This is a genomic window from Embleya hyalina (assembly GCF_003967355.1).
Lineage (GTDB): Bacteria > Actinomycetota > Actinomycetes > Streptomycetales > Streptomycetaceae > Embleya > Embleya hyalina.
Genome location: NZ_BIFH01000015.1, coordinates 1 through 18,870 on the forward strand (window position 1 = coordinate 1; position 18,870 = coordinate 18,870).

Consider the following 18,870-nt stretch of genomic DNA (forward strand, 5'->3'; position numbering starts at 1 on the left):
AATAAAAAGCAACGCCGCCAACACGACTCCGCCCCGGAGCGTCGCTCACGTTGCGCCTCGGGCTCGGAGCTCGACTCGCGTCGCGTCTCCGGCCCACAGCCACACCGCAGACACGACCCGGGCCGGGCTCAGCTCACGTTGCGTCTCCGGCCCGCAGTCACACCGCAGACACGACCCGGGCCGGGCTCGACTCCCGTCGCATCCCCGGCCCACAGCCACCCCGCAGACACAACCCCGCCCCACCCCCAAGCCCCCGCCCCTACTCCACCGTCACCGACTTCGCCAAGTTCCGCGGCTGATCCACCTCATGCCCCTTCGCCGTGGCCAACTCACACGCGAACACCTGCAGCGGCACCGTGGACACCAGCGGCTGCAACAGCACCGGCGTTGCCGGGATGCGCACCAGGTGGTCGGCGTACGGCACGACCGCCTCGTCGCCCTCCTCGGCGATCACGATGGTGCGCGCGCCCCGGGCGCGGATCTCCTGGATGTTGGACACGATCTTGTCGTGCAGCACCGAGCGCCCGCGCGGCGACGGGACCACCACGACCACCGGCAGGCCCTCCTCGATCAGCGCGATCGGGCCGTGCTTGAGCTCGCCCGCGGCGAAGCCCTCGGCGTGCATGTACGCCAGTTCCTTGAGCTTGAGCGCGCCTTCGAGGGCCACGGGGTAGCCCACGTGCCGGCCCAGGAACAACACCGAGCCCGCGTCCTTGAGCGACCGCGCCAGCTCGCGCACCGGCTCCATGGTGTCCAGGACCTTGTCCACCATCTCCGGCATCGCCGCCAACTGCTCGATCACCTCGGTGATCTCGTCGCCCCACTTGGTGCCGCGCACCTGGCCCAGGTAGAGCGCGACCAGGTAGCACGCGACCAGCTGGGTCAAGAACGCCTTCGTCGAGGCCACCGCGACCTCGGGGCCGGCGTGCGTGTACAGCACGGCGTCCGCCTCGCGCGGCATCGTCGAGCCGTTGGTGTTGCAGATCACCAGCACCTTGGCGCCCTGTTCCCGGGCGTGCCGCTGGGCCATCAGGGTGTCCATCGTCTCGCCGGACTGCGAGATGGTCACCACCAGCGTCTGCCGGTCCAGGATCGGGTCGCGGTAGCGGAACTCGCTGGCCAGCTCGACCTCGCAGGGCACCCGGGTCCAGTGCTCGATCGCGTACTTGGCGATCAGGCCCGCGTGGAACGAGGTACCGCAGGCGATGATCACCACCTTGTCGATCTCGCGCAGCACCTCGTCGGCGATCCGCACCTCGTCGAGCACCAGGCGCCCGTCGGTGCCGATCCGGCCGAGCAGGGTGTCGCCGACCGCCTTGGGCTGCTCGGCGATCTCCTTGAGCATGAAGTAGTCGTAGCCGTCCTTCTCCGCGGCCGACACGTCCCAGTCGACGTGGTACTCGCGAAACGCGGCCGGCGCGCCGTGGAAGTCGGTCACCGTGACGCTGTCCCGGCGCAGCTCCACGACCTGGTCCTGGCCCAACTCGATCGCCTCGCGCGTGTGCTCGATGAACGCGGCCACGTCCGAGGCGAGGAAGTTCTCGCCGACGCCGCGACCGACCACCAGCGGGGAGTTGCGGCGCGCGCCGACCACCACGTCGGGGGCGTCGGCATGCGTCGCGACCAGGGTGAACGCGCCCTCCAGGCGGCGGCAGACCCGGCGCATCGCCTCGGCCAGGTCCTGCCCGGCGCCCGGGAACTCCTCGGCCAGCAGGTGCGCGACGACCTCGGTGTCCGTCTCGGAGGCCAGCTTGTGCCCGCGCTCGGCCAATTCGGCCCGCAGCGCCGCGAAGTTCTCGATGATCCCGTTGTGCACGACGGCGACCCGGCCCGCGTTGTCCAGGTGCGGATGCGCGTTCACGTCGTTGGGCGCGCCGTGTGTGGCCCACCGCGTATGACCGATGCCGCACGTCCCCACCGGAAGCGGCGACTCCGTCAGCGCGTCCACGAGGTTGGCCAGCTTCCCGGCCCGCTTCTCGCTCACCAGCGCACCGTCCACGAGCACGGCCACCCCGGCCGAGTCGTAGCCGCGATACTCCAGCCGCCTGAGCCCGCCGATGACCACTTCCAGCGCCGATTGAGCGCCCACATATCCCACAATCCCGCACATGGGGGCCAGCCTACGGGGTCCGCATCCGGCCGGCGGAAACACGTTCGACGGCCCGCCGACGGGCGGCCCGCGGCCACTCGCGACAATGAGGGGGTGCATTCCTTCGCGGCTCAGGGACCGGCTCGCGACCTGTCCCCCTTCGTCGAACTCGACCGCGCCGCCTGGACCCGACTGCGGGCCGGGACGCCGCTGCCGCTGACCGCCGACGAACTCGAGCGTCTGCGCGGGCTCGGCGACGTGGTCGACCTGGACGAGGTCTCCGACGTCTACCTGCCGCTGTCGCGCCTGCTCAACCTCTACGTCGGCGCCACCCGGGGCCTGGGTCGCGCGCTCACCACGTTCCTGGGCAACGGCGAGAACCCGGGGATACCGTTCGTGATCGGCGTCGCCGGCAGCGTCGCCGTCGGCAAGAGCACCACCGCGCGCATCCTGCGCGAACTGCTCGCCCGCTGGCCCGACCACCCGCACGTGGAACTGCTGACCACCGACGGCTTCCTGTACCCCAACGAGGAGCTGGAACGCCGCGGCATCATGCACCGCAAGGGTTTCCCCGAGTCCTACGACCGGCGGGCCCTGGTGCGCTTCGTCGCCGACGTCAAGGCGGGCAAGCCCGAGGTCACCGCGCCGGTCTACTCGCACCTGACCTACGACATCGTGCCCGACGAGCGGTTGACCATCCACCGGCCCGACATCCTGATCGTCGAGGGCCTCAACGTGCTGCAACCGGCGTCGCCGACCGCCGACGGGCGCCCCCGGCTCGCGCTGTCCGACTTCTTCGACTTCAGCGTGTACGTGGACGCGCGCACCCAGGACATCCGCCACTGGTACCTGGAGCGCTTCCTCAAGCTGCGCCAGACCGCGTTCCGCGACCCGGCCTCGTACTTCCGCAAGTACGCGGTGATGACGCCCGACGACGCGCTGCGCTACGCGGAGAACACCTGGGCAACGATCAACGAGGTCAACCTCGTGCAGAACATCCGCCCCACCCGCGGGCGCGCCACGCTGGTGCTGCAAAAGGACGCGGAGCACGCGGTGAGCCGACTGCGGCTGCGCAAACTCTGAGCGCACCGCCCCGCAACGACCGACAGCCCCCGTCCGTTGCGGACGGGGGCCGCGAAGTCCCGCGGGCGCGACGCGAATCGCCGGGCCGGCTACTCCAGCGCGAGCAACGTCCGTACCACCTCGGCCAGATGCGCGGCCTCGTCGTGCGCCTGGTCGTGGGTCTCGGCCTCGACCATCACCCGGACCAACGGCTCGGTGCCCGACGGACGCAGCAGCACCCGGCCGGTGGCCCCCAACCGCTCCTCCACCAGTGCGACGGCGCGGGCGAGTTCGGGGGTGGTGTGCACCCGGGTGCGGTCCACTCCGGCGACGTTGACCAACTGCTGCGGCAGGCGGGTCATCACCGACGCCAACTCGTGCAGCGGCTTGCCGGTCTCCGCGACGCGCGCGAGCAGGCGCAGCGCGGTCAGCGTGCCATCGCCGGTGGTCGCGTGCTCCAACAGCACCACGTGGCCCGACTGTTCGCCGCCCAGCGAGAGCCCCGACGCCTGCATGGCCTCCAGCACGTAGCGGTCGCCGACCGCGGTCTCCACCATCTTGATGCCCGCGGCCTGCATGGCCAGCCTGAGTCCCAGATTGGACATCACGGTGGCCACCAACGTGTTGTCCACGAGATGCCCGCCGTCGCGCATGGCCAGCGCGAGCACCGCCAGGATCGCGTCGCCGTCGACCAACTCGCCGCGCGCGTCCACCGCCAGGCACCGGTCGGCGTCGCCGTCGTGCGCGATGCCCGCGTCCGCGCCGTGCTCGACCACGGCCGCCGCGAGCGCGTCCATGTGCGTGGAGCCGCAGTCGTCGTTGATGTTCAGGCCGTCGGGCTCCGCGTGGATCGCGATCACCTCGGCCCCCGCCCGGCGCAGCGCGTCCGGCGCGACCGCCGAGGAGGCGCCGTTGGCGCAGTCCACGACCACCTTGAGCCCGTCCAGGCGGTGCGGCAGGGACGACAGCAGGTGCTCGACGTAGCGCTCGTGACCCTCGGGGTGGTCCTGTACCCGACCGACCGCGGAGCCGGTCGGCCGCTCCCACTCGGTGCCGAGCAGCGACTCGATCCGGTCCTCCACCTCGTCGGGCAGCTTGTGCCCGCCGCGCGCGAAGAACTTGATCCCGTTGTCCGGCATCGCGTTGTGGCTCGCGGAGAGCATCACGCCCAGGTCCGCGCCGAGCAGCCCGGTCAGGTAGGCGATCGCCGGCGTCGGCAACACGCCGGCCCGGTAGACGTCCACGCCCGCGCCCGCGAGCCCGGCGACCACGGCGGCCTCCAGGAACTCCCCGGACGCCCGCGGGTCACGACCCACCACGGCGAACGGCCTGCGGCCGTGCCCTGATTGCGGAATCCCGTCCCGGCCGCGTGATCCGAGCACCCGCGCGGCGGCGACCGCCAGGTCGAGCGCCAGTTCCGCGGTCAGCCGGCCATTCGCCAGGCCACGCACGCCGTCCGTACCGAAGAGTCGTCCCACAGTTGGATCTCCCGCATACATTCCGGATGTCTCGGACACTACCTCTCGGCGCCGCTCCTCCAGGAGAAGCGCCGGAAAAAAGCATCAGGCCCCGGGGGCACGAACCGTGCCCCCGGGGCCTGATGACGCTGCGAACAGCCGCAGAGGGTGCTGCGGGCTGTTTAGCGCTTGCTGTACTGAGGCGCCTTGCGCGCCTTCTTCAGACCGTACTTCTTGCGCTCCGTGGCACGCGGGTCACGGGTCAGGAAGCCGGCCTTCTTGAGCGCCGGGCGGTTCGCCTCGACGTCGGCCTCGTTCAGCGAACGGGCCACACCCAGACGCAGCGCGCCGGCCTGGCCGGAGACGCCGCCACCGTGGATGCGGGCGTGCACGTCGTAGCGGTCGTCCAGCTCGAGCACCTTGAAGGGCTCGTTGACCAGCTGCTGGTGCACCTTGTTCGGGAAGTATTCCTCGAGCGAACGCCCGTTGATCTTCCACTTGCCGGTGCCGGGCACGATGCGAACGCGCGCGACGGCCTCCTTGCGGCGGCCGGTGGCCGCGCCCGCCTGCGGCTCGCTGAAGCGCGACGCGAGCGACTCGGAGGTGTAGCTCTCGAGCGGAAGACCCTCGGTCTCCTCGATCGGGGTTTCTGCAATGGTCTCGGCCACTGTTCTCCTCAAACTATTCGTTCGTCAGGCGGTGGCCGTGACTACTGCGCGACCTGGGTGATCTCGAACGGAACCGGCTGCTGCGCCGAGTGCGGGTGCTCGGAACCGCGGTACACCTTGAGCTTCGACAACATCTGCCGACCCAGGGTGTTCTTCGGGAGCATGCCCTTGATGGCCTTTTCCACGGCCTTCTCGGGGTTCTTCTCCAGCAGCTCGTCGTAGCGGACGGCGCGGAGGCCACCCGGGTAGCCGGAGTGGCGGTACGCCATCTTCTGGCTGCGCTTGTTGCCCGACAGGTGAACCTTGTCGGCGTTCACAATGATGACGAAATCGCCGGTGTCGACGTGCGGCGCGTACACCGGCTTGTGCTTACCCCGGAGCAGGGCAGCAGCCTGGGTGGACAGACGGCCGAGCACGACATCGGTCGCGTCGATGACGTGCCACTGACGCTGGACGTCGCCGGGCTTGGGGCTGTACGTGCGCACGGTCGATAGCCTTCGCTTCTTCGTGAGTGTGTGCTGACGGATGCCGACTGGCTGTCCGGGAGATGATTCCGAACCATGCGGACTCCGGTGGCCGGCGGCCCGGCGTACCGACTCCACTCAAGCAAGCCAATACGCACAACGAACCGGCACAATACCGGGTCAAGGGGGTGCCGGTCAAAACGAGCAATGGGGCGATGATTTGCTCATGCCCCCCTCCAGCGTAAGCCATCGCCGGGGGTGCTCCGACCGTGCCACGCCGACGCTCACCGCTTCGTGGACGGATACGATGCGCCGAACGGCCGGGGCGTCGGCACACGGAGAGCCGGGGCGGGTCATTTCCTTGCAGGGGGCGGATGTGTCGGGGGTCGGAACACCCGGGGACGACGGGCAACGCCCATGGAGCGTACGCCCGGGCGGGCCCGGTACGCCGGGGCAACCGCAACACGCGTGGGACCCGTTCCCCTCGCACGCGCAGGGGTCCCAGGGGCAACCGCCGCGACAGCAGCCCCAACAGCCCTTCGCGCAACCCCCGTCGCAGGCCCAACAGCCCGCGGGGCAACAGCAGTTCGGCGGCGCGGGCGGGTCGAGCGGCCCGGACTGGAGCCGACTGGCGGAGGAGCGGGACTCGGCCGCCCGGCGGCGCAGGCTGATGTTCGCCGTGGGCGGCACCGTGCTCGGACTCGCCCTGGTCGGCGGTGTGGTCGCCGCCGCGATGACGCTGTCCGGCGGTGACGACGACAAGAAGGCCGGCCCCGGCGCCTCCGGCGGGCCGTCCGCCGCGACGTTCGCCCCGGAGAAGCCGACGTTCCGCCCGGCGCCGACCGTACCCGCGCCGCCGCCCGCCCGCGCGGTGCTCGCCGACCCGGCCCTGGACACCGCGCCCTTCACGGTCGAATCGTTGTTCCCCAACCAGAAGTTCACCGTCAACGGACGGCAGTACTCGGTGGCCGCGGGCAAGCTGGACAACACGTGCTCCGACGGCACCGACGCCAAGCTCGGCCCGGCGGCCCGCGACCAGCAGTGCACGCAGCTCATCCGGCTCGCGGTGATCGGCCCGAACGGTGTGCTCTCCACCGCGGCGGTCGCCTCGTTCCCGGCCGAGGACAAGGCCCTCGCGGTCAAGAACGGCAAGGACGGCGGCGAACTGCTGCCGCTGGCCGGTCCCGGGGTCAAGGTGTTGGACGCCAAGAAGCAAAAGCACGGCAAGCTGCGCAACTCGGTGGGCCGCTACGCCCTGTTCACCCTCGACTGGTACGCCGACGGCAAGGACCCGGTCGGCGACGACAAGACCATGGCGCAGGCCCAGGACGACGTGGACAAGTTCCTGTGGAACTCGTTGACCGCGCGCGGCGAGGCGATCTCCAAGCAGATCGACGACGAGAACCGGCGCAAGGCGCTGGAGCAGATCCAGGGCTGAGCGCCATCGGGGGCGGCGCCGGGCCGCCCCCGCGCTCAGCTGCCGTCGCGGCGGCGCCGGGTGGCGTTCACCCGGTCCGCGAGCAGTTCGTCGGCCGGATACGCCACCTCCTCCAGGGTGAGCCCGTGCGCGGGCGCGACATGCACGCCCGAGTCGCGCACCGCGCGCCCCAGTACCTCCACCGGCCAGGCCGGCGGCTTGCGCCCGGTGCCCACCGCGAACATCGCGCCGACCAGCGACCGCACCATGTTGTGGCAGAACGCGTCGGCCCGCACGGTCGCCACGATCACCGGGCGATACGCGGGCCCCACGTCCGCCCCGGTCGGCGTCTCGCGGGCCCAGGAGAAGTCCTGGAGGCAGCGCACCGTCGTGGCCCCCTCGCGCCTGCGGCAGAACGACGCGAAGTCGTGCTCGCCGATCAGCCGCCCGGCCGCCTCGTTCATCCGGTCCACGTCCAACGGCCGGTCGTGCCACACCACGTCGCCCCGGCGCAGCGGGTCCACCCCGCCCGGCGCGTCGCACACCCGGTACGCGTAGCGCCGCCAGATCGCGCCGAACCGCGCGTCGAACCCGGCCGGCGCCACGGTGATGTCGCGCACCCGCAGATCCCTCGGCAGCCGCCCGGTGACCCGACGCAGCGCCACCTCGCCCAGGTCGGCCCACACCTCGTCGGGCACGTCCAGGTGCGCCACCTGGCCCCGTGCGTGCACCCCCGCGTCGGTCCGCCCGGCCACGGTCAGCTGCGCGGGCTCCGCCAGCCGCAGCACCGTGGTCAGCGCGCCCTCCAACGTCCCCTGCACGGTGCGCAGTTCGCGCTGGCGGGCCCACCCGGCGAACTCGGTGCCGTCGTACGACAGATCGATGCGCAAGCGCACCACGTCATCCACCTCCGGACATGGCGCGAGCCCGCCCTCCGTACGGATACGGAGAACGGGCTCGCACGGTGATTCGGAACGCCTGGAGCGTCCGACCCGGCCTCAGGCCTTGTCGGCGTCCTTGCTCTCCTCGGCCTCGGCGGCCTCGGCGGCGGGCGCCTCCTCGGTCTCGACGACCTTCGCCGTCTCGACCTTGGCGGTCTCCTGCTCCTTGACCGAGCGCTTCGTGGCGGCCTCGGCCTCGCCGACCGCGGTCTGCGCCACGGTCAGCGCCTCGACCAGCTCGATGACCGCCATGGGCGCGTTGTCGCCCTTGCGGGTGCCGATCTTGGTGATGCGGGTGTAGCCGCCGGGACGGTTCGCGTAGCGCGGGCCGATCTCCTCGAACAGCGTGTGCACGACGCCCTTGTCACGAACGACGGTGAGCACCTGGCGACGGTTGTGCAGGTCGCCCTTCTTCGCCTTGGTGATCAGTCGCTCGGCGACGGGACGCAGCCGGCGCGCCTTGGCCTCGGTCGTGGTGATGCGACCGTGCTCGAACAGCGCCGTCGCGAGACCGGCCAGGATCAGCCGCTCGTGGGACGGGCCGCCGCCGAGGCGCGGACCCTTGGTGGGCCTGGGCATGTTCTCTCCTTGATATTCCTGCGCCGGCCGTATCAGGTACCGGCGTCAGTCCACCCGGGCCGGTCGGCCCGGGTGGCGGCGACTCCCGAGGGAATCGCTCAGTACCGCTCGATCTCCGCACTGTGCCTACCGGGGGGGACGACCCCCCGGAACCCCCCGCGGTCGCGGTGGGCGCGGCGATCAGTACTGCTCGGTCTCCGCGAAGCCGTGGTCGTCCTCGTCGCCGAAGCTGTCCGCGGCGGCGGTCGGGTCGAACCCGGGCGGGCTGTCCTTGAGGGCCAGACCCATCCCGTTGAGCTTCGCCTTGACCTCGTCGATGGACTTCGCACCGAAGTTGCGGATGTCCAGCAGGTCGGCCTCGCTGCGCGCGACCAGTTCACCCACGGTGTGGATGCCCTCGCGCTTGAGGCAGTTGTAGGAGCGGACCGTGAGCTCGAGCTCCTCGATCGGCAGCGCCAGGTCGGCCGCGAGCGCGGCGTCGGTCGGCGACGGGCCCATGTCGATGCCCTCGGCGTCGATGTTCAGCTCGCGCGCGAGACCGAACAGCTCGACCAGGGTCTTGCCCGCGGAGGCCATCGCGTCGCGCGGACGCATGGACTGCTTGGTCTCGACGTCGACGATCAGCTTGTCGAAGTCGGTGCGCTGCTCGACACGGGTCGCCTCGACCTTGTAGGTGACCTTGAGCACCGGCGAGTAGATCGAGTCGACCGGCACGCGGCCGATCTCCTGGCCCGCCTGCTTGTTCTGCACCGCGGAGACGTAGCCGCGACCGCGCTCGACGGTCAGCTCCATCTCCAGCTTGCCCTTGGCGTTCAGCGTGGCCAGGACCAGGTCGGGGTTGTGCACCTCGACACCGGCCGGCGGCGCGATGTCGCCGGCGGTGACCACACCCGGGCCCTGCTTGCGCAGGTACATCACGACCGGCTCGTCGTGCTCCGAGGAGACGACCAGCTGCTTGATGTTCAGGATGAGGTCGGTGACGTCCTCCTTGACGCCCGGCACGGTGGTGAACTCGTGCAGGACACCGTCGATCCGGATGCTGGTGACGGCAGCGCCCGGGATCGAGGAGAGGAGGGTACGACGGAGCGAGTTGCCGAGCGTGTAGCCGAAGCCGGGCTCGAGGGGCTCGATGACGAACCGCGAGCGGTATTCGTCGACGACGTCCTCGGTGAGGGTCGGCCGCTGGGCGATAAGCATGGGGGTGCCTCCATGTCATTGGCGTCCGCTATATGACGCCAGTGAGAACAAGGATACGGGCGGGCCGGCACAAGACCGGTCCGCCCGTTCCGTGGAGCGCTACTACTTGGAGTAGAGCTCGACGATCAACTGCTCCTGCACCTGCGTGTCGATGACCTGACGCGCCGGGAGGGAGTGCACGAGGATGCGCATCTTGCCCGGGATGACCTCGAGCCAGGCCGGGACGGTGCGCTCGCCGGCCTCGGCGCGGGCGACCACGAACGGGGTCAGCTCGACCGAGTCCTTGCGGACCTCGATGATGTCGTTGTCGGAGACCCGGAACGACGGGATGTCCGTCTTGACGCCGTTGACCACGATGTGACCGTGGCGCACGAGCTGACGGGCGTGGTCACGCGACTTGGCGAAGCCCGCGCGGTAGACCACGTTGTCCAGGCGCGACTCGAGGATGCGAAGCAGGTTCTCGCCGGTCTTGCCCTGGCGACGGTTCGCTTCCTCGTAGTAGCCCTTGAACTGCTTCTCGAGAACGCCGTAGATGCGCGCGCACTTCTGCTTCTCGCGCATCTGCAGCAGGTACTCGCTGTCCTTGGTACGGCCACGACCGTGCTCGCCCGGCGGGTAGGGGCGGATCTCGATCGGGCACTTCGGGCCCTCGCACTTGCTGCCCTTGAGGAACAGCTTCATCTTCTCGCGACGGCAGCGCTTGCAGTCCGCGCCGGTGTAACGCGCCATTGTTCTTTAACTCCTAGTCAGCTGCTGGTCAGACGCGGCGGCGCTTGGGGGGGCGGCAGCCGTTGTGCGGCACGGGGGTGACGTCCTGAATGGAGCCCACCTCCAGGCCGGTGGCCTGCAGCGAACGAATGGCGGTCTCCCGACCGGAGCCCGGGCCCTTGACGAAAACGTCGACCTTGCGCATGCCGTGCTCCTGCGCACGACGCGCGGCGGACTCGGCGGCCATCTGCGCGGCGAAGGGGGTCGACTTGCGCGAGCCCTTGAAGCCGACGTGGCCCGCGGAGGCCCACGAGATCACGTTGCCGCTGGGGTCCGTGATCGAAACGATGGTGTTGTTGAACGTGCTCTTGATGTGGGCGTGCCCGTGAGCGACGTTCTTCTTTTCCTTGCGGCGCACCTTCTTGGCGCCCGCGCGGCTCTTGGGAGGCATCTGCTGAAAACTCCTGAGGTCGTCGGTCCGCTACGAATTGAGGACCGCGTGATCCGTCGTACGCGGACTACTTCTTGCCCGGCTTCTTCTTGCCGGCGATCGCGCGGCGCGGGCCCTTGCGGGTACGCGCGTTGGTGTGGGTGCGCTGACCGCGGACGGGAAGACCGCGACGGTGACGCAGACCTTCGTAGCAACCGATCTCGACCTTGCGGCGGATGTCGGCGGCGACTTCGCGGCGGAGGTCACCCTCGACGCGGTAGTTGCCCTCGATCCAGTCGCGAAGCTTGATCAGGTCGTCCTCGGCGAGATCGCGGACGCGGGTGTCGGGGTTGACACCGGTGTTCTTCAGCGTGTCCAGCGCACGAGTGCGCCCGACGCCGAAGATGTAGGTCAGAGCGACCTCGACCCGCTTGTCACGGGGGAGGTCGACGCCGACGAGGCGTGCCATATGTGTGGCTCCTGGTTTCAGTCGGAGGTCTGGCCCAGCACCGGTCCGGCGGATCCACGGGGGATGCGCTCGGTCCTCGGCCTCCGGCCGAGGGTGGCGTCCCGCACGGGGCGGGGGTCGGGTGCTGCGGCTCTTACGGGGTGCGTCGCGCGTCGATCGCTCGTTGTGCGAAGGGGGGTGGTGCCGCTCAGCCCTGGCGCTGCTTGTGGCGCAGGTTCTCGCAGATCACCATGACCCGGCCGTGACGGCGGATCACCTTGCACTTGTCGCAGATCTTCTTGACGCTCGGCTTGACCTTCATGATTTCTCCGGTACGTGTGACGAAGGCGTGCGGGCACGCCGCCGTCGCCGAGTCGGTTGTCGGTTTGCTGCCAGGCCCCACACACCACGCACGGCGTGGGCGGGACCGGGGCTCGCCTACTTGTAGCGGTAGACGATCCGGCCGCGGGTCAGGTCGTAAGGGCTCAGCTCCACGACGACCCGGTCGTCCGGAAGAATCCGGATGTAGTGCATCCGCATCTTCCCACTGATGTGCGCGAGGACCTTGTGCCCGTTCTGAAGCTCGACGCGAAACATGGCGTTGGGGAGCGACTCGATGACGGTGCCCTCGATTTCGATGGCCCCTTGCTTCTTGGGCATGTCCTCCGCGCTTCGTGTCTCGGGATCAACTACCGTTACCCGGCGCACATGACGACGCTCAAATTTTTGGCGCCCGTACGACGGGCGCGCCAAACCTGGCTACATGTGAGCCGACGAGTCAGTCTAAGCCACTGGACGGGTGAAAGCGAAACCGGCCCCGGAACCGCGGATTCCGCGCCCGGCGCCCCCGCGGACCGCCGCGCCGGCGCACCCGCCCGCGCGCGAGCCGGCGCGGAATCAGCGCACGAAGTAGACCAGTGCCCACACCAGCACGCCGAGGGTCATCACGACCAACCAGACCTTGTTCAACGTCGCGTTCGACACCCGCGACCGATGCTCCTCGGCCGGGCCGTAGGCACCGGCGCGGAACGGCGCCTCGACGGGACGGTCGTATCCCGGCGGCGGCGTCGCGCCCGCCGTGTCGGCCCGATCCTCGCGACCGGGCAGGTTCGCCACGAGCGCGTCGAGCTGCCCCACCGTGACCGCCCGGCGCACCCCGTCCAGGCCGGCCCGGTAGTCGGACAACGCCAGGCGACCCGACGCCAGGTGCTCGCGCAGCTCGGCGGTCACACGTTCGCGGTCCGCCGCGGTCGCGGGGACGTTCGGATCACGGTCCATGCCCCGAGGGTAGTCCCGGTCGGCCCGCCGGCGCCCGGGTCACGGCGCGGCGCGGCCGTGTCGCCACAGGATCATCTGGATCGAACCGAGCACCGCGGCCGCCGGACCGTAGACCCACACCGGCCAGAAGTACACGACGCCGGTGCCCGCGACCGCGACCAGCAGCCAGATCACCACGTTCAGCGCGGTGACCGCGTTCAACACCGTCCAGGCCGCGCGCAGGCCCCGCGCGGTGGCCGCCCACCCGTCGCGCGAACGCCGCTGCGGGGCCGCGCTCCACCGCACGTCGGCCGGCACCGGCGGCGCCTCCGGGAGCGGCATCGCGGGCGGCATCGACATCGCCGGCTCCGTACCCGACACCGACGGCCGGGCGAGCGCCGCCCGGGTGCGGGCCTCCTCGTAGGCCATCCGCGCGCGGATCACCTCGACGTCCGCCTCCAGGTGCTCCGGAGGCGGCAGATCGGAGATCAACCGGGCCAGATCCCCCAGGGTCACCGCCGCGATGGCCGCGCCCATGCGCTCGTTGAACTCTGCCAGCGTCAGCCGTCCGACCAGATGGTGCTCGCGCAGAAGCGTCACCGCCGCCTCACGGTCCACGTCGGATGCCCGCATCGTCGGATGCCTCACCATGCCTTCGACACTAGGCAGGCACCGCGGCCCCGTACATGGGGCCAGCCCCACCATCGGCGGGGGTCTGTCCTCAGGGCGCGGTGAGCACCACGGGTCCGTTCGCGGTGATCGCGATCGAGTGCTCCCAGTGCGCCGCGTGGCCGCCGGCGGTGGTCTTGACCGTCCACTCGTCGGGCAGCGTGTACGTGTCCGGCTTGCCGAGGGTGACCATCGGCTCGATCGCCAGGCACACCCCGACCTCCAGGCGCGGACCCCGGCCGCCCGGGCCGTAGTTGAGCACGTGCGGGTCCTGGTGCATCTCGGTGCCGATGCCGTGGCCGCCGTAGTCCTCGACGATCCCGTACTTCGCGCCGCCCGGCAGCCGGTGCGACCGGATCGACTTCTCCACCGCGTGGCTGATGTCGGTCAGCCGGCCGCCGGCCACCGCCGCCTCGATGCCCGCCCACATCGACTGCTCGCACACCCGGCTCAGTTCCAGCACCTCGGGCACCACCGTGCCGATCGGCACCGTGATCGCCGAGTCGCCGTGCCAGCCGTCCAGGATCGCGCCGCAGTCGATCGAGACGATGTCCCCGTCCCGCAGCGGCGTCTCGTCCGGGATCCCGTGCACCACCACGTCGTTGACCGACGCGCAGATCGACGCCGGGAAGCCGTGGTAGCCCTTGAACGAGGGAATCGCCCCCGCGCCGCGGATCGACCGCTCGGCGATCGTGTCCAGATCGGCGGTGGTCACCCCGGGCACCGCCGCCTCGCGCAGCAGGGCCAGCGTGTTCGCCACCACCGCACCGGCACGACGCATCTTCTCGATCTGCTCGGGCGTCTTGCGTTCGATCCGCATGTGCCGCTTCCTGAACACCGGCATGGCCGTCCTCACCTGTCATCCACTGAAAGCACGATGGGCGATCCGGGGTTTCCCCGGATCGCCCATGTGTGATGTCCGTCGTGGCCGACGCCGATCAGGCGCCGAACTCCCGAAGCGCGGTCATCGCGCGCTCGGTGACCTCCTTGACCGGACCCGTGGCCTGGATCTGCAGCAGGAGGTTGCGCTCCGAGTAGTAGCCGACCAGGGGTTCGGTCTGCTCCTTGTAGACGTCCAGACGGTGCCGGACGGTCTCCTCGCGGTCGTCGTCGCGCTGGTACAGCTCGCTGCCGCACTCGTCGCAGATCCCGGCCACCTTCGGCGCGTCGGTCAGGATGTGACAGACGTGCCCGTTGGCCCGACACTGCCGACGGCCCGAGATGCGCTGGATGATCTCCGAGTCCTCGACCTTGAGTTCGAGCACCACGTCCAGCTCGGTGTCGTTCTCGGCCAGGATCTCGTCGAGCACCTTGGCCTGCGCCGTGTTGCGCGGGAATCCGTCGAGGAGGAAACCCCCGGCCACGTCCGGCTGCGCCAGGCGCTCCCGGACCATGCCTATGGTCACCTCGTCGGGTACGAGATTGCCCGCGTCCATGTAGGTCTTCGCCTCGCGGCCGAGCGGAGTGCCCTGGCTCACGTTGGCGCGGAAGATGTCACCTGTCGAGACTGCGGGAATCGACAGGTTGGCGGCGATGTACTGGGCCTGGGTTCCCTTACCCGCGCCGGGAGGCCCCACGAGAACGATACGCATTTAGCGGAGGAAGCCTTCGTAGTTGCGCTGCTGGAGCTGACTCTCGATCTGCTTCACGGTTTCCAGACCCACTCCCACGATGATCAGGATGCTCGTGCCGCCGAACGGGAAGTTCTGGTTGGCGTTGAAGAGCACGAGCGCGATGCTGGGTACCAGCGCGATCATGCCCAGGTACAACGATCCGGGCCACGTGATCCTGGTGAGGATGTAGTTCAGGTACTCCGCGGTCGGTCTGCCGGCGCGGATCCCCGGAATGAAGCCACCATACTTCTTCATGTTGTCGGCTACTTCTTCGGGGTTGAACGTGATGGCCACGTAGAAGAACGCGAAGAAGACGATCAGCAGGAAGTACGTGATCATGTACAGCGGGTGGTCGCCCTTGACGAAGTGTCGTTCGATCCACACCGCCCAGTCCGACTTGCCGCCGCTGAACTGCGCGATCAGAGCCGGAATGTAGAGCAGCGACGAGGCGAAGATGACGGGGATGATGCCCGCCTGGTTCACCTTGAGCGGGATGTAGGTCGAGGTCCCGCCGTAGGCGCGACGCCCGATCATGCGCTTGGCGTACTGCACCGGGATCCGGCGCTGCGCCTGTTCCACGAAGACCACCAGGCCGACCATCACGAGGCCGATGGCGATGACGGTGAAGAACGGGATCCAACCGTCGCCGATGGTGCCCTGCTCCTTGATCGTCCACAGCGCGGCCGGGAAGCCGGCGGCGACCGAGACGAACATCAGGATCGACATGCCGTTGCCGATGCCGCGGTCGGTGATCAGCTCACCGAGCCACATGATCGTCGACGTGCCGGCCGTCATCACGACGACCATCACGATCACCCGGAAGAGCGAGTCGTCCGGAACGATGCCCTGCGGGTCGCAGGTGGCGCTGCGGGCGCTGGAGAACAGCGCGCCGCTGCGGGCGGTGGCGATCAGCGCGGTCGCCTGGAGCACGGACAGCGCGATCGTGAGGTAGCGGGTGTACTGCGTGATCTTCGCGGTACCGGCCTGACCCTCCTTCTTGAGGGCCTCCAGTCGCGGGATCACGACGGTGAGCAGCTGGAGGATGATGCTCGCCGTGATGTACGGCATGATCCCCAGCGCGAAGATCGTGAGTTGCAGCAGCGCACCACCGCTGAACATGTTCACGAGCCCGAACAGGCTGTTCTTGTTGGAGTCCTCTACGCAAGAGCGCACCATCTCGAACGAGACGCCGGGTACCGGGATGTGCGACCCGATCCGGAAGAGGACGATGATCGCCAACGTGAACAGCAGCTTCTTGCGCAGGTCGGGCGTGCGGAACGCCCTGGCGAACGCGGTGAGCACACTGCCTCCTGCGCCCCGCCCGTCTCAGGGGCGAGTCGATCGAGTCGTCGGTCCGGGAAGAGGACCACTGGTCAGGTCCCTCACAGGACCTCACGGACAATAACAGCGCCGACGGCCCGGAAGTATCGCCCGGGCCCGACGTTCCTGCGTCATGACACAACACAAGTCAAAAGCGGAGCAAGTCATGTGCGGGGATTGCGCGATGAACCCACCCCCACGGCACAGCAAACCACAGGGGCGCCACCACCTTACCGGCGTGACGCCCCTGCGCTATAGCCTCCAACGACGTCAAGGCCCGTTCGGTACCGATCCGAACGGGCCATGACGGTCATTCCTTGTCCGCGAGGGGTCAGACCGACAGTTCGTCGGCCGAACCGCCCGCGGCGGCGATCTTGGTCTTGGCGGACCCGGAGAAGGCGTGCGCCTTCACCTGGACGGCCACCGAGATCTCGCCGGTGCCCAGGACCTTGACGGGCAGGTTCTTGCGAACCGCGCCCTTCTCGATCAGACCCTCGACGGTGACCTCGCCACCGTTGGGGTACAGGGACTCGATCTTGTCCAGGTTCACGACCTGGAACTCGACCCGGAACGGGTTCTTGAAGCCCTTGAGCTTGGGCAGCCGCATGTGCAGCGGCATCTGCCCACCCTCGAAGCGGGCCGGCACCTGGTAACGAGCCTTGGTGCCCTTGGTACCACGACCGGCGGTCTTGCCCTTGGAGCCCTCACCACGACCCACGCGGGTCTTGGCGGTCTTGGCGCCCGGGGCGGGCCGCAGGTGGTGCACCTTCAGCGGGTTGTCAGCACCCATGTCAGTCGACCTCCTCGACGGTGACGAGGTGCGACACCGTCGCGATCATGCCGCGGATCTCCGGGCGGTCCTCCTTGACGACCACGTCGTGGACGCGCTTGAGACCGAGCGAACGGAGAGTGTCCCGCTGGTTCTGCCTGCCACCGATCTTGGATCGGGTCTGCGTGACCTTGAGACGTGCCATTACGCACCAACCCCCGCGCGGGCCCGCAGGAGTGCGGCCGGGGCCACGTCCTCCAGGGGCAGGCCACGACGAGCCGCGATCTCCTCGGGGCGAACGAGCCCCTGGAGCGCCGCGACGGTCGCGTGCACGATGTTGATCGGGTTCGACGAACCGAGCGACTTGCTCAGCACGTCGTGGATGCCGGCGCACTCGAGCACGGCGCGCACGGGGCCACCGGCGATGACACCGGTACCCGGCGAGGCCGGCTTCAGGAGCACGACGCCGGCAGCCTTCTCACCCTGGATCGGGTGCGGAATGGTGCCCTGGATACGGGGGACCTTGAAGAAGTGCTTCTTGGCCTCTTCAACACCCTTGGCGATCGCGGCCGGCACCTCCTTGGCCTTGCCGTAACCGACACCTACGGTGCCGTCGCCATCGCCCACCACGACCAGCGCGGTGAAGCTGAAGCGACGTCCACCCTTCACGACCTTGGCGACGCGATTGATCGCGACGACGCGCTCGACGTAAGCGGTCTTCTCGGCGGCTGCGCCACCATCACGTCGATCCCGCCGGTCCCGCCGCTCGCCGCCGCCGGCGCCGCCACCGCGGCGCTGGGGTCCAGCCATCAGAATGTCCTCATCTGTCGTTCGAAGCTTGTCCGGAGCAGCGGGCTCAGAAGGTGAGCCCGTTTCCGCGTGCGGCATCCGCGAGAGCGGCGATGCGACCGTGGTACCTGTTGCCACCGCGGTCGAACACGACGGCCTCGACACCCGCGGCCTTCGCGCGCTCGGCGACCAATTCGCCGACCTTGCGAGCCTGGGCGGTCTTGTCACCCTCGGCACCGCGGATGGACGGATCCATCGTGGACGCCGAAGCGAGAGTGTGGCCGGCGATGTCGTCGATGACCTGCGCCACCATGTGACGGGTGGAGCGGCTCACGACGAGACGGGGCCGCAGCGGGGTGCCGGAAACCTTCTTCCGCACCCGGATGTGCCGGCGCTTGCGTGCGACAGACTTCTTCGCAACGCCCTTGCCGGTCTTCACGCCGACAGCCATGCCTACTTACCAGCCTTTCCGACCTTGCGGCGGATGACCTCGCCCGCGTACTTGACGCCCTTGGCCTTGTACGGGTCGGGCTTCCGCAGCTTGCGGATGTTCGCGGCGATTTCACCGACCTTCTGCTTGTCGATGCCCTCGACCGAGAAACGGGTGGGGGCCTCGACCGTGAAGGTGATGCCTTCCGGGGCCTCGACGACCACGGGGTGGCTGAATCCGAGCGCGAACTCCAGCGAGGAGCCCTTCGCCTGGACACGGTAGCCGACACCGCTGATCTCGAGCTTCTTGATGTATCCCTGGGTCACACCAGTGATCATGTTCGCCACCAGCGTCCGGGACAGCCCGTGCAGGGCCTTCGAGCGACGCTCGTCGTCGGGACGGGTCACCGCGAGGGTGCCGTCGTCCGACTTGGCGATCTCGATCGGGGCGGCGATGGTGTGCGACAGGGAACCCTTGGGGCCCTTCACGACGACCTCGCGGCCATTGATGGTGACGTCCACACCGGTGGGAACCGGGATGGGGAGACGTCCGATGCGCGACAT

24 protein-coding genes are annotated in these 18,870 nt (G+C 69.3%); 2 read left to right on the top strand and 22 right to left on the bottom strand.

Annotation, left to right across the window (positions count from 1 at the left end; all coding sequences use genetic code 11):
• Positions 1-259 precede the first annotated feature (259 nt).
• A complete protein-coding gene (gene glmS / locus EMA17_RS07470; protein ID WP_126636158.1) occupies positions 260-2,110 on the bottom strand; it encodes a glutamine--fructose-6-phosphate transaminase (isomerizing) in 1,851 nt (616 codons plus the stop codon).
• 93 nt (positions 2,111-2,203) lie between these two features.
• Between glmS and coaA the strand changes: the two genes are divergently transcribed.
• Positions 2,204-3,172, top strand: coding sequence for a type I pantothenate kinase (gene coaA, locus EMA17_RS07475; RefSeq protein WP_126636159.1), 969 nt, complete (start codon positions 2,204-2,206; stop codon positions 3,170-3,172).
• 89 nt (positions 3,173-3,261) lie between these two features.
• Here coaA and glmM read toward each other — a convergent pair whose 3' ends face one another.
• The 3 genes from glmM to rplM form a co-directional block, all read right to left on the bottom strand.
• Entirely contained in the window at positions 3,262-4,629 is a 1,368-nt protein-coding gene (gene glmM, locus EMA17_RS07480; RefSeq protein WP_126636160.1) for a phosphoglucosamine mutase, read from the bottom strand.
• Between the two features lie 161 nt (positions 4,630-4,790).
• Positions 4,791-5,276, bottom strand: coding sequence for a 30S ribosomal protein S9 (gene rpsI / locus EMA17_RS07485; protein WP_078975713.1), 486 nt, complete (start codon positions 5,274-5,276; stop codon positions 4,791-4,793).
• A gap of 41 nt (positions 5,277-5,317) precedes the next feature.
• Positions 5,318-5,761 carry a 50S ribosomal protein L13 gene (gene rplM / locus EMA17_RS07490; protein ID WP_020549205.1) on the bottom strand — a complete coding sequence of 148 codons (444 nt, stop codon included), beginning with the start codon at positions 5,759-5,761 and terminating at the stop codon, positions 5,318-5,320.
• A gap of 355 nt (positions 5,762-6,116) precedes the next feature.
• Between rplM and EMA17_RS07495 the strand changes: the two genes are divergently transcribed.
• Complete coding sequence (locus tag EMA17_RS07495) at positions 6,117-7,178, top strand: hypothetical protein (RefSeq protein WP_126636161.1); 1,062 nt, start codon at positions 6,117-6,119, stop codon at positions 7,176-7,178.
• A 35-nt stretch (positions 7,179-7,213) separates the two neighbouring features.
• Here EMA17_RS07495 and truA read toward each other — a convergent pair whose 3' ends face one another.
• The 18 genes from truA to rplF form a co-directional block, all read right to left on the bottom strand.
• Positions 7,214-8,056, bottom strand: coding sequence for a tRNA pseudouridine(38-40) synthase TruA (gene truA, locus EMA17_RS07500; RefSeq protein ID WP_126636162.1), 843 nt, complete (start codon positions 8,054-8,056; stop codon positions 7,214-7,216).
• 99 nt (positions 8,057-8,155) lie between these two features.
• Complete coding sequence (gene rplQ, locus EMA17_RS07505; RefSeq protein ID WP_126636163.1) at positions 8,156-8,677, bottom strand: 50S ribosomal protein L17; 522 nt, start codon at positions 8,675-8,677, stop codon at positions 8,156-8,158.
• Between the two features lie 180 nt (positions 8,678-8,857).
• Positions 8,858-9,874, bottom strand: coding sequence for a DNA-directed RNA polymerase subunit alpha (locus EMA17_RS07510; protein WP_020549209.1), 1,017 nt, complete (start codon positions 9,872-9,874; stop codon positions 8,858-8,860).
• Between the two features lie 102 nt (positions 9,875-9,976).
• On the bottom strand, positions 9,977-10,603 hold the full coding sequence (gene rpsD, locus EMA17_RS07515; protein WP_020549210.1) for a 30S ribosomal protein S4: 627 nt from the start codon (positions 10,601-10,603) through the stop codon (positions 9,977-9,979).
• 28 nt (positions 10,604-10,631) lie between these two features.
• A complete protein-coding gene (gene rpsK / locus EMA17_RS07520; protein ID WP_020549211.1) occupies positions 10,632-11,033 on the bottom strand; it encodes a 30S ribosomal protein S11 in 402 nt (133 codons plus the stop codon).
• 67 nt (positions 11,034-11,100) lie between these two features.
• Positions 11,101-11,481 (bottom strand): 30S ribosomal protein S13, encoded by a 381-nt coding sequence (gene rpsM, locus EMA17_RS07525; protein ID WP_078975718.1) that lies wholly within the window; start codon positions 11,479-11,481, stop codon positions 11,101-11,103.
• 187 nt (positions 11,482-11,668) lie between these two features.
• A complete protein-coding gene (gene rpmJ, locus EMA17_RS07530) occupies positions 11,669-11,782 on the bottom strand; it encodes a 50S ribosomal protein L36 (protein ID WP_009740505.1) in 114 nt (37 codons plus the stop codon).
• A 116-nt stretch (positions 11,783-11,898) separates the two neighbouring features.
• Complete coding sequence (gene infA, locus EMA17_RS07535) at positions 11,899-12,120, bottom strand: translation initiation factor IF-1 (protein ID WP_018382544.1); 222 nt, start codon at positions 12,118-12,120, stop codon at positions 11,899-11,901.
• 237 nt (positions 12,121-12,357) lie between these two features.
• On the bottom strand, positions 12,358-12,738 hold the full coding sequence (locus EMA17_RS07540) for a DUF1707 SHOCT-like domain-containing protein (protein ID WP_126636164.1): 381 nt from the start codon (positions 12,736-12,738) through the stop codon (positions 12,358-12,360).
• Between the two features lie 39 nt (positions 12,739-12,777).
• Positions 12,778-13,368, bottom strand: coding sequence for a DUF1707 SHOCT-like domain-containing protein (locus tag EMA17_RS07545; protein WP_160161339.1), 591 nt, complete (start codon positions 13,366-13,368; stop codon positions 12,778-12,780).
• Between the two features lie 70 nt (positions 13,369-13,438).
• Positions 13,439-14,230 carry a type I methionyl aminopeptidase gene (gene map / locus EMA17_RS07550; RefSeq protein ID WP_126636166.1) on the bottom strand — a complete coding sequence of 264 codons (792 nt, stop codon included), beginning with the start codon at positions 14,228-14,230 and terminating at the stop codon, positions 13,439-13,441.
• A 94-nt stretch (positions 14,231-14,324) separates the two neighbouring features.
• Positions 14,325-14,978, bottom strand: coding sequence for an adenylate kinase (locus EMA17_RS07555; RefSeq protein WP_126636167.1), 654 nt, complete (start codon positions 14,976-14,978; stop codon positions 14,325-14,327).
• Complete coding sequence (gene secY / locus EMA17_RS07560; protein WP_078975723.1) at positions 14,979-16,301, bottom strand: preprotein translocase subunit SecY; 1,323 nt, start codon at positions 16,299-16,301, stop codon at positions 14,979-14,981.
• A 349-nt stretch (positions 16,302-16,650) separates the two neighbouring features.
• Positions 16,651-17,109 (bottom strand): 50S ribosomal protein L15, encoded by a 459-nt coding sequence (rplO, locus tag EMA17_RS07565; RefSeq protein ID WP_078975724.1) that lies wholly within the window; start codon positions 17,107-17,109, stop codon positions 16,651-16,653.
• Position 17,110: 1 nt separating this feature from the next.
• A complete protein-coding gene (gene rpmD, locus EMA17_RS07570) occupies positions 17,111-17,293 on the bottom strand; it encodes a 50S ribosomal protein L30 (RefSeq protein WP_020549219.1) in 183 nt (60 codons plus the stop codon).
• Positions 17,293-17,898: a 30S ribosomal protein S5 gene (rpsE, locus tag EMA17_RS07575; RefSeq protein WP_020549220.1), complete on the bottom strand. Its 606-nt coding sequence runs from the start codon at positions 17,896-17,898 to the stop codon at positions 17,293-17,295. The genes rpmD and rpsE overlap by 1 nt, the downstream gene beginning before the upstream one ends.
• Positions 17,899-17,944: 46 nt before the next feature.
• Positions 17,945-18,328 carry a 50S ribosomal protein L18 gene (gene rplR / locus EMA17_RS07580; RefSeq protein WP_078975725.1) on the bottom strand — a complete coding sequence of 128 codons (384 nt, stop codon included), beginning with the start codon at positions 18,326-18,328 and terminating at the stop codon, positions 17,945-17,947.
• A gap of 2 nt (positions 18,329-18,330) precedes the next feature.
• Positions 18,331-18,870 carry a 50S ribosomal protein L6 gene (gene rplF, locus EMA17_RS07585; protein ID WP_126636168.1) on the bottom strand — a complete coding sequence of 180 codons (540 nt, stop codon included), beginning with the start codon at positions 18,868-18,870 and terminating at the stop codon, positions 18,331-18,333.

What these genes read in the sequence shown, in the direction of transcription:
- rplQ (WP_126636163.1), bottom strand. Translation starts at nt 8,677, where the DNA reads ATGCCCAGGCCCACCAAGGGTCCGCGCCTCGGCGGCGGCCCGTCCCAC.
- rplO (WP_078975724.1), bottom strand. Translation starts at nt 17,109, where the DNA reads ATGGGTGCTGACAACCCGCTGAAGGTGCACCACCTGCGGCCCGCCCCG.
- rplR (WP_078975725.1), bottom strand. Translation starts at nt 18,328, where the DNA reads ATGGCTGTCGGCGTGAAGACCGGCAAGGGCGTTGCGAAGAAGTCTGTC.
- infA (WP_018382544.1), bottom strand. Translation starts at nt 12,120, where the DNA reads ATGCCCAAGAAGCAAGGGGCCATCGAAATCGAGGGCACCGTCATCGAG.
- glmS (WP_126636158.1), bottom strand. Translation starts at nt 2,110, where the DNA reads ATGTGCGGGATTGTGGGATATGTGGGCGCTCAATCGGCGCTGGAAGTG.
- EMA17_RS07555 (WP_126636167.1), bottom strand. Translation starts at nt 14,978, where the DNA reads ATGCGTATCGTTCTCGTGGGGCCTCCCGGCGCGGGTAAGGGAACCCAG.
- EMA17_RS07540 (WP_126636164.1), bottom strand. Translation starts at nt 12,738, where the DNA reads ATGGACCGTGATCCGAACGTCCCCGCGACCGCGGCGGACCGCGAACGT.
- EMA17_RS07545 (WP_160161339.1), bottom strand. Translation starts at nt 13,368, where the DNA reads ATGGTGAGGCATCCGACGATGCGGGCATCCGACGTGGACCGTGAGGCG.
- rpmD (WP_020549219.1), bottom strand. Translation starts at nt 17,293, where the DNA reads ATGGCACGTCTCAAGGTCACGCAGACCCGATCCAAGATCGGTGGCAGG.
- rplF (WP_126636168.1), bottom strand. Translation starts at nt 18,870, where the DNA reads ATGTCGCGCATCGGACGTCTCCCCATCCCGGTTCCCACCGGTGTGGAC.
- rpsD (WP_020549210.1), bottom strand. Translation starts at nt 10,603, where the DNA reads ATGGCGCGTTACACCGGCGCGGACTGCAAGCGCTGCCGTCGCGAGAAG.
- rpsK (WP_020549211.1), bottom strand. Translation starts at nt 11,033, where the DNA reads ATGCCTCCCAAGAGCCGCGCGGGCGCCAAGAAGGTGCGCCGCAAGGAA.
- EMA17_RS07510 (WP_020549209.1), bottom strand. Translation starts at nt 9,874, where the DNA reads ATGCTTATCGCCCAGCGGCCGACCCTCACCGAGGACGTCGTCGACGAA.
- rpsE (WP_020549220.1), bottom strand. Translation starts at nt 17,898, where the DNA reads ATGGCTGGACCCCAGCGCCGCGGTGGCGGCGCCGGCGGCGGCGAGCGG.
- map (WP_126636166.1), bottom strand. Translation starts at nt 14,230, where the DNA reads ATGCCGGTGTTCAGGAAGCGGCACATGCGGATCGAACGCAAGACGCCC.
- rpmJ (WP_009740505.1), bottom strand. Translation starts at nt 11,782, where the DNA reads ATGAAGGTCAAGCCGAGCGTCAAGAAGATCTGCGACAAGTGCAAGGTG.
- rpsM (WP_078975718.1), bottom strand. Translation starts at nt 11,481, where the DNA reads ATGGCACGCCTCGTCGGCGTCGACCTCCCCCGTGACAAGCGGGTCGAG.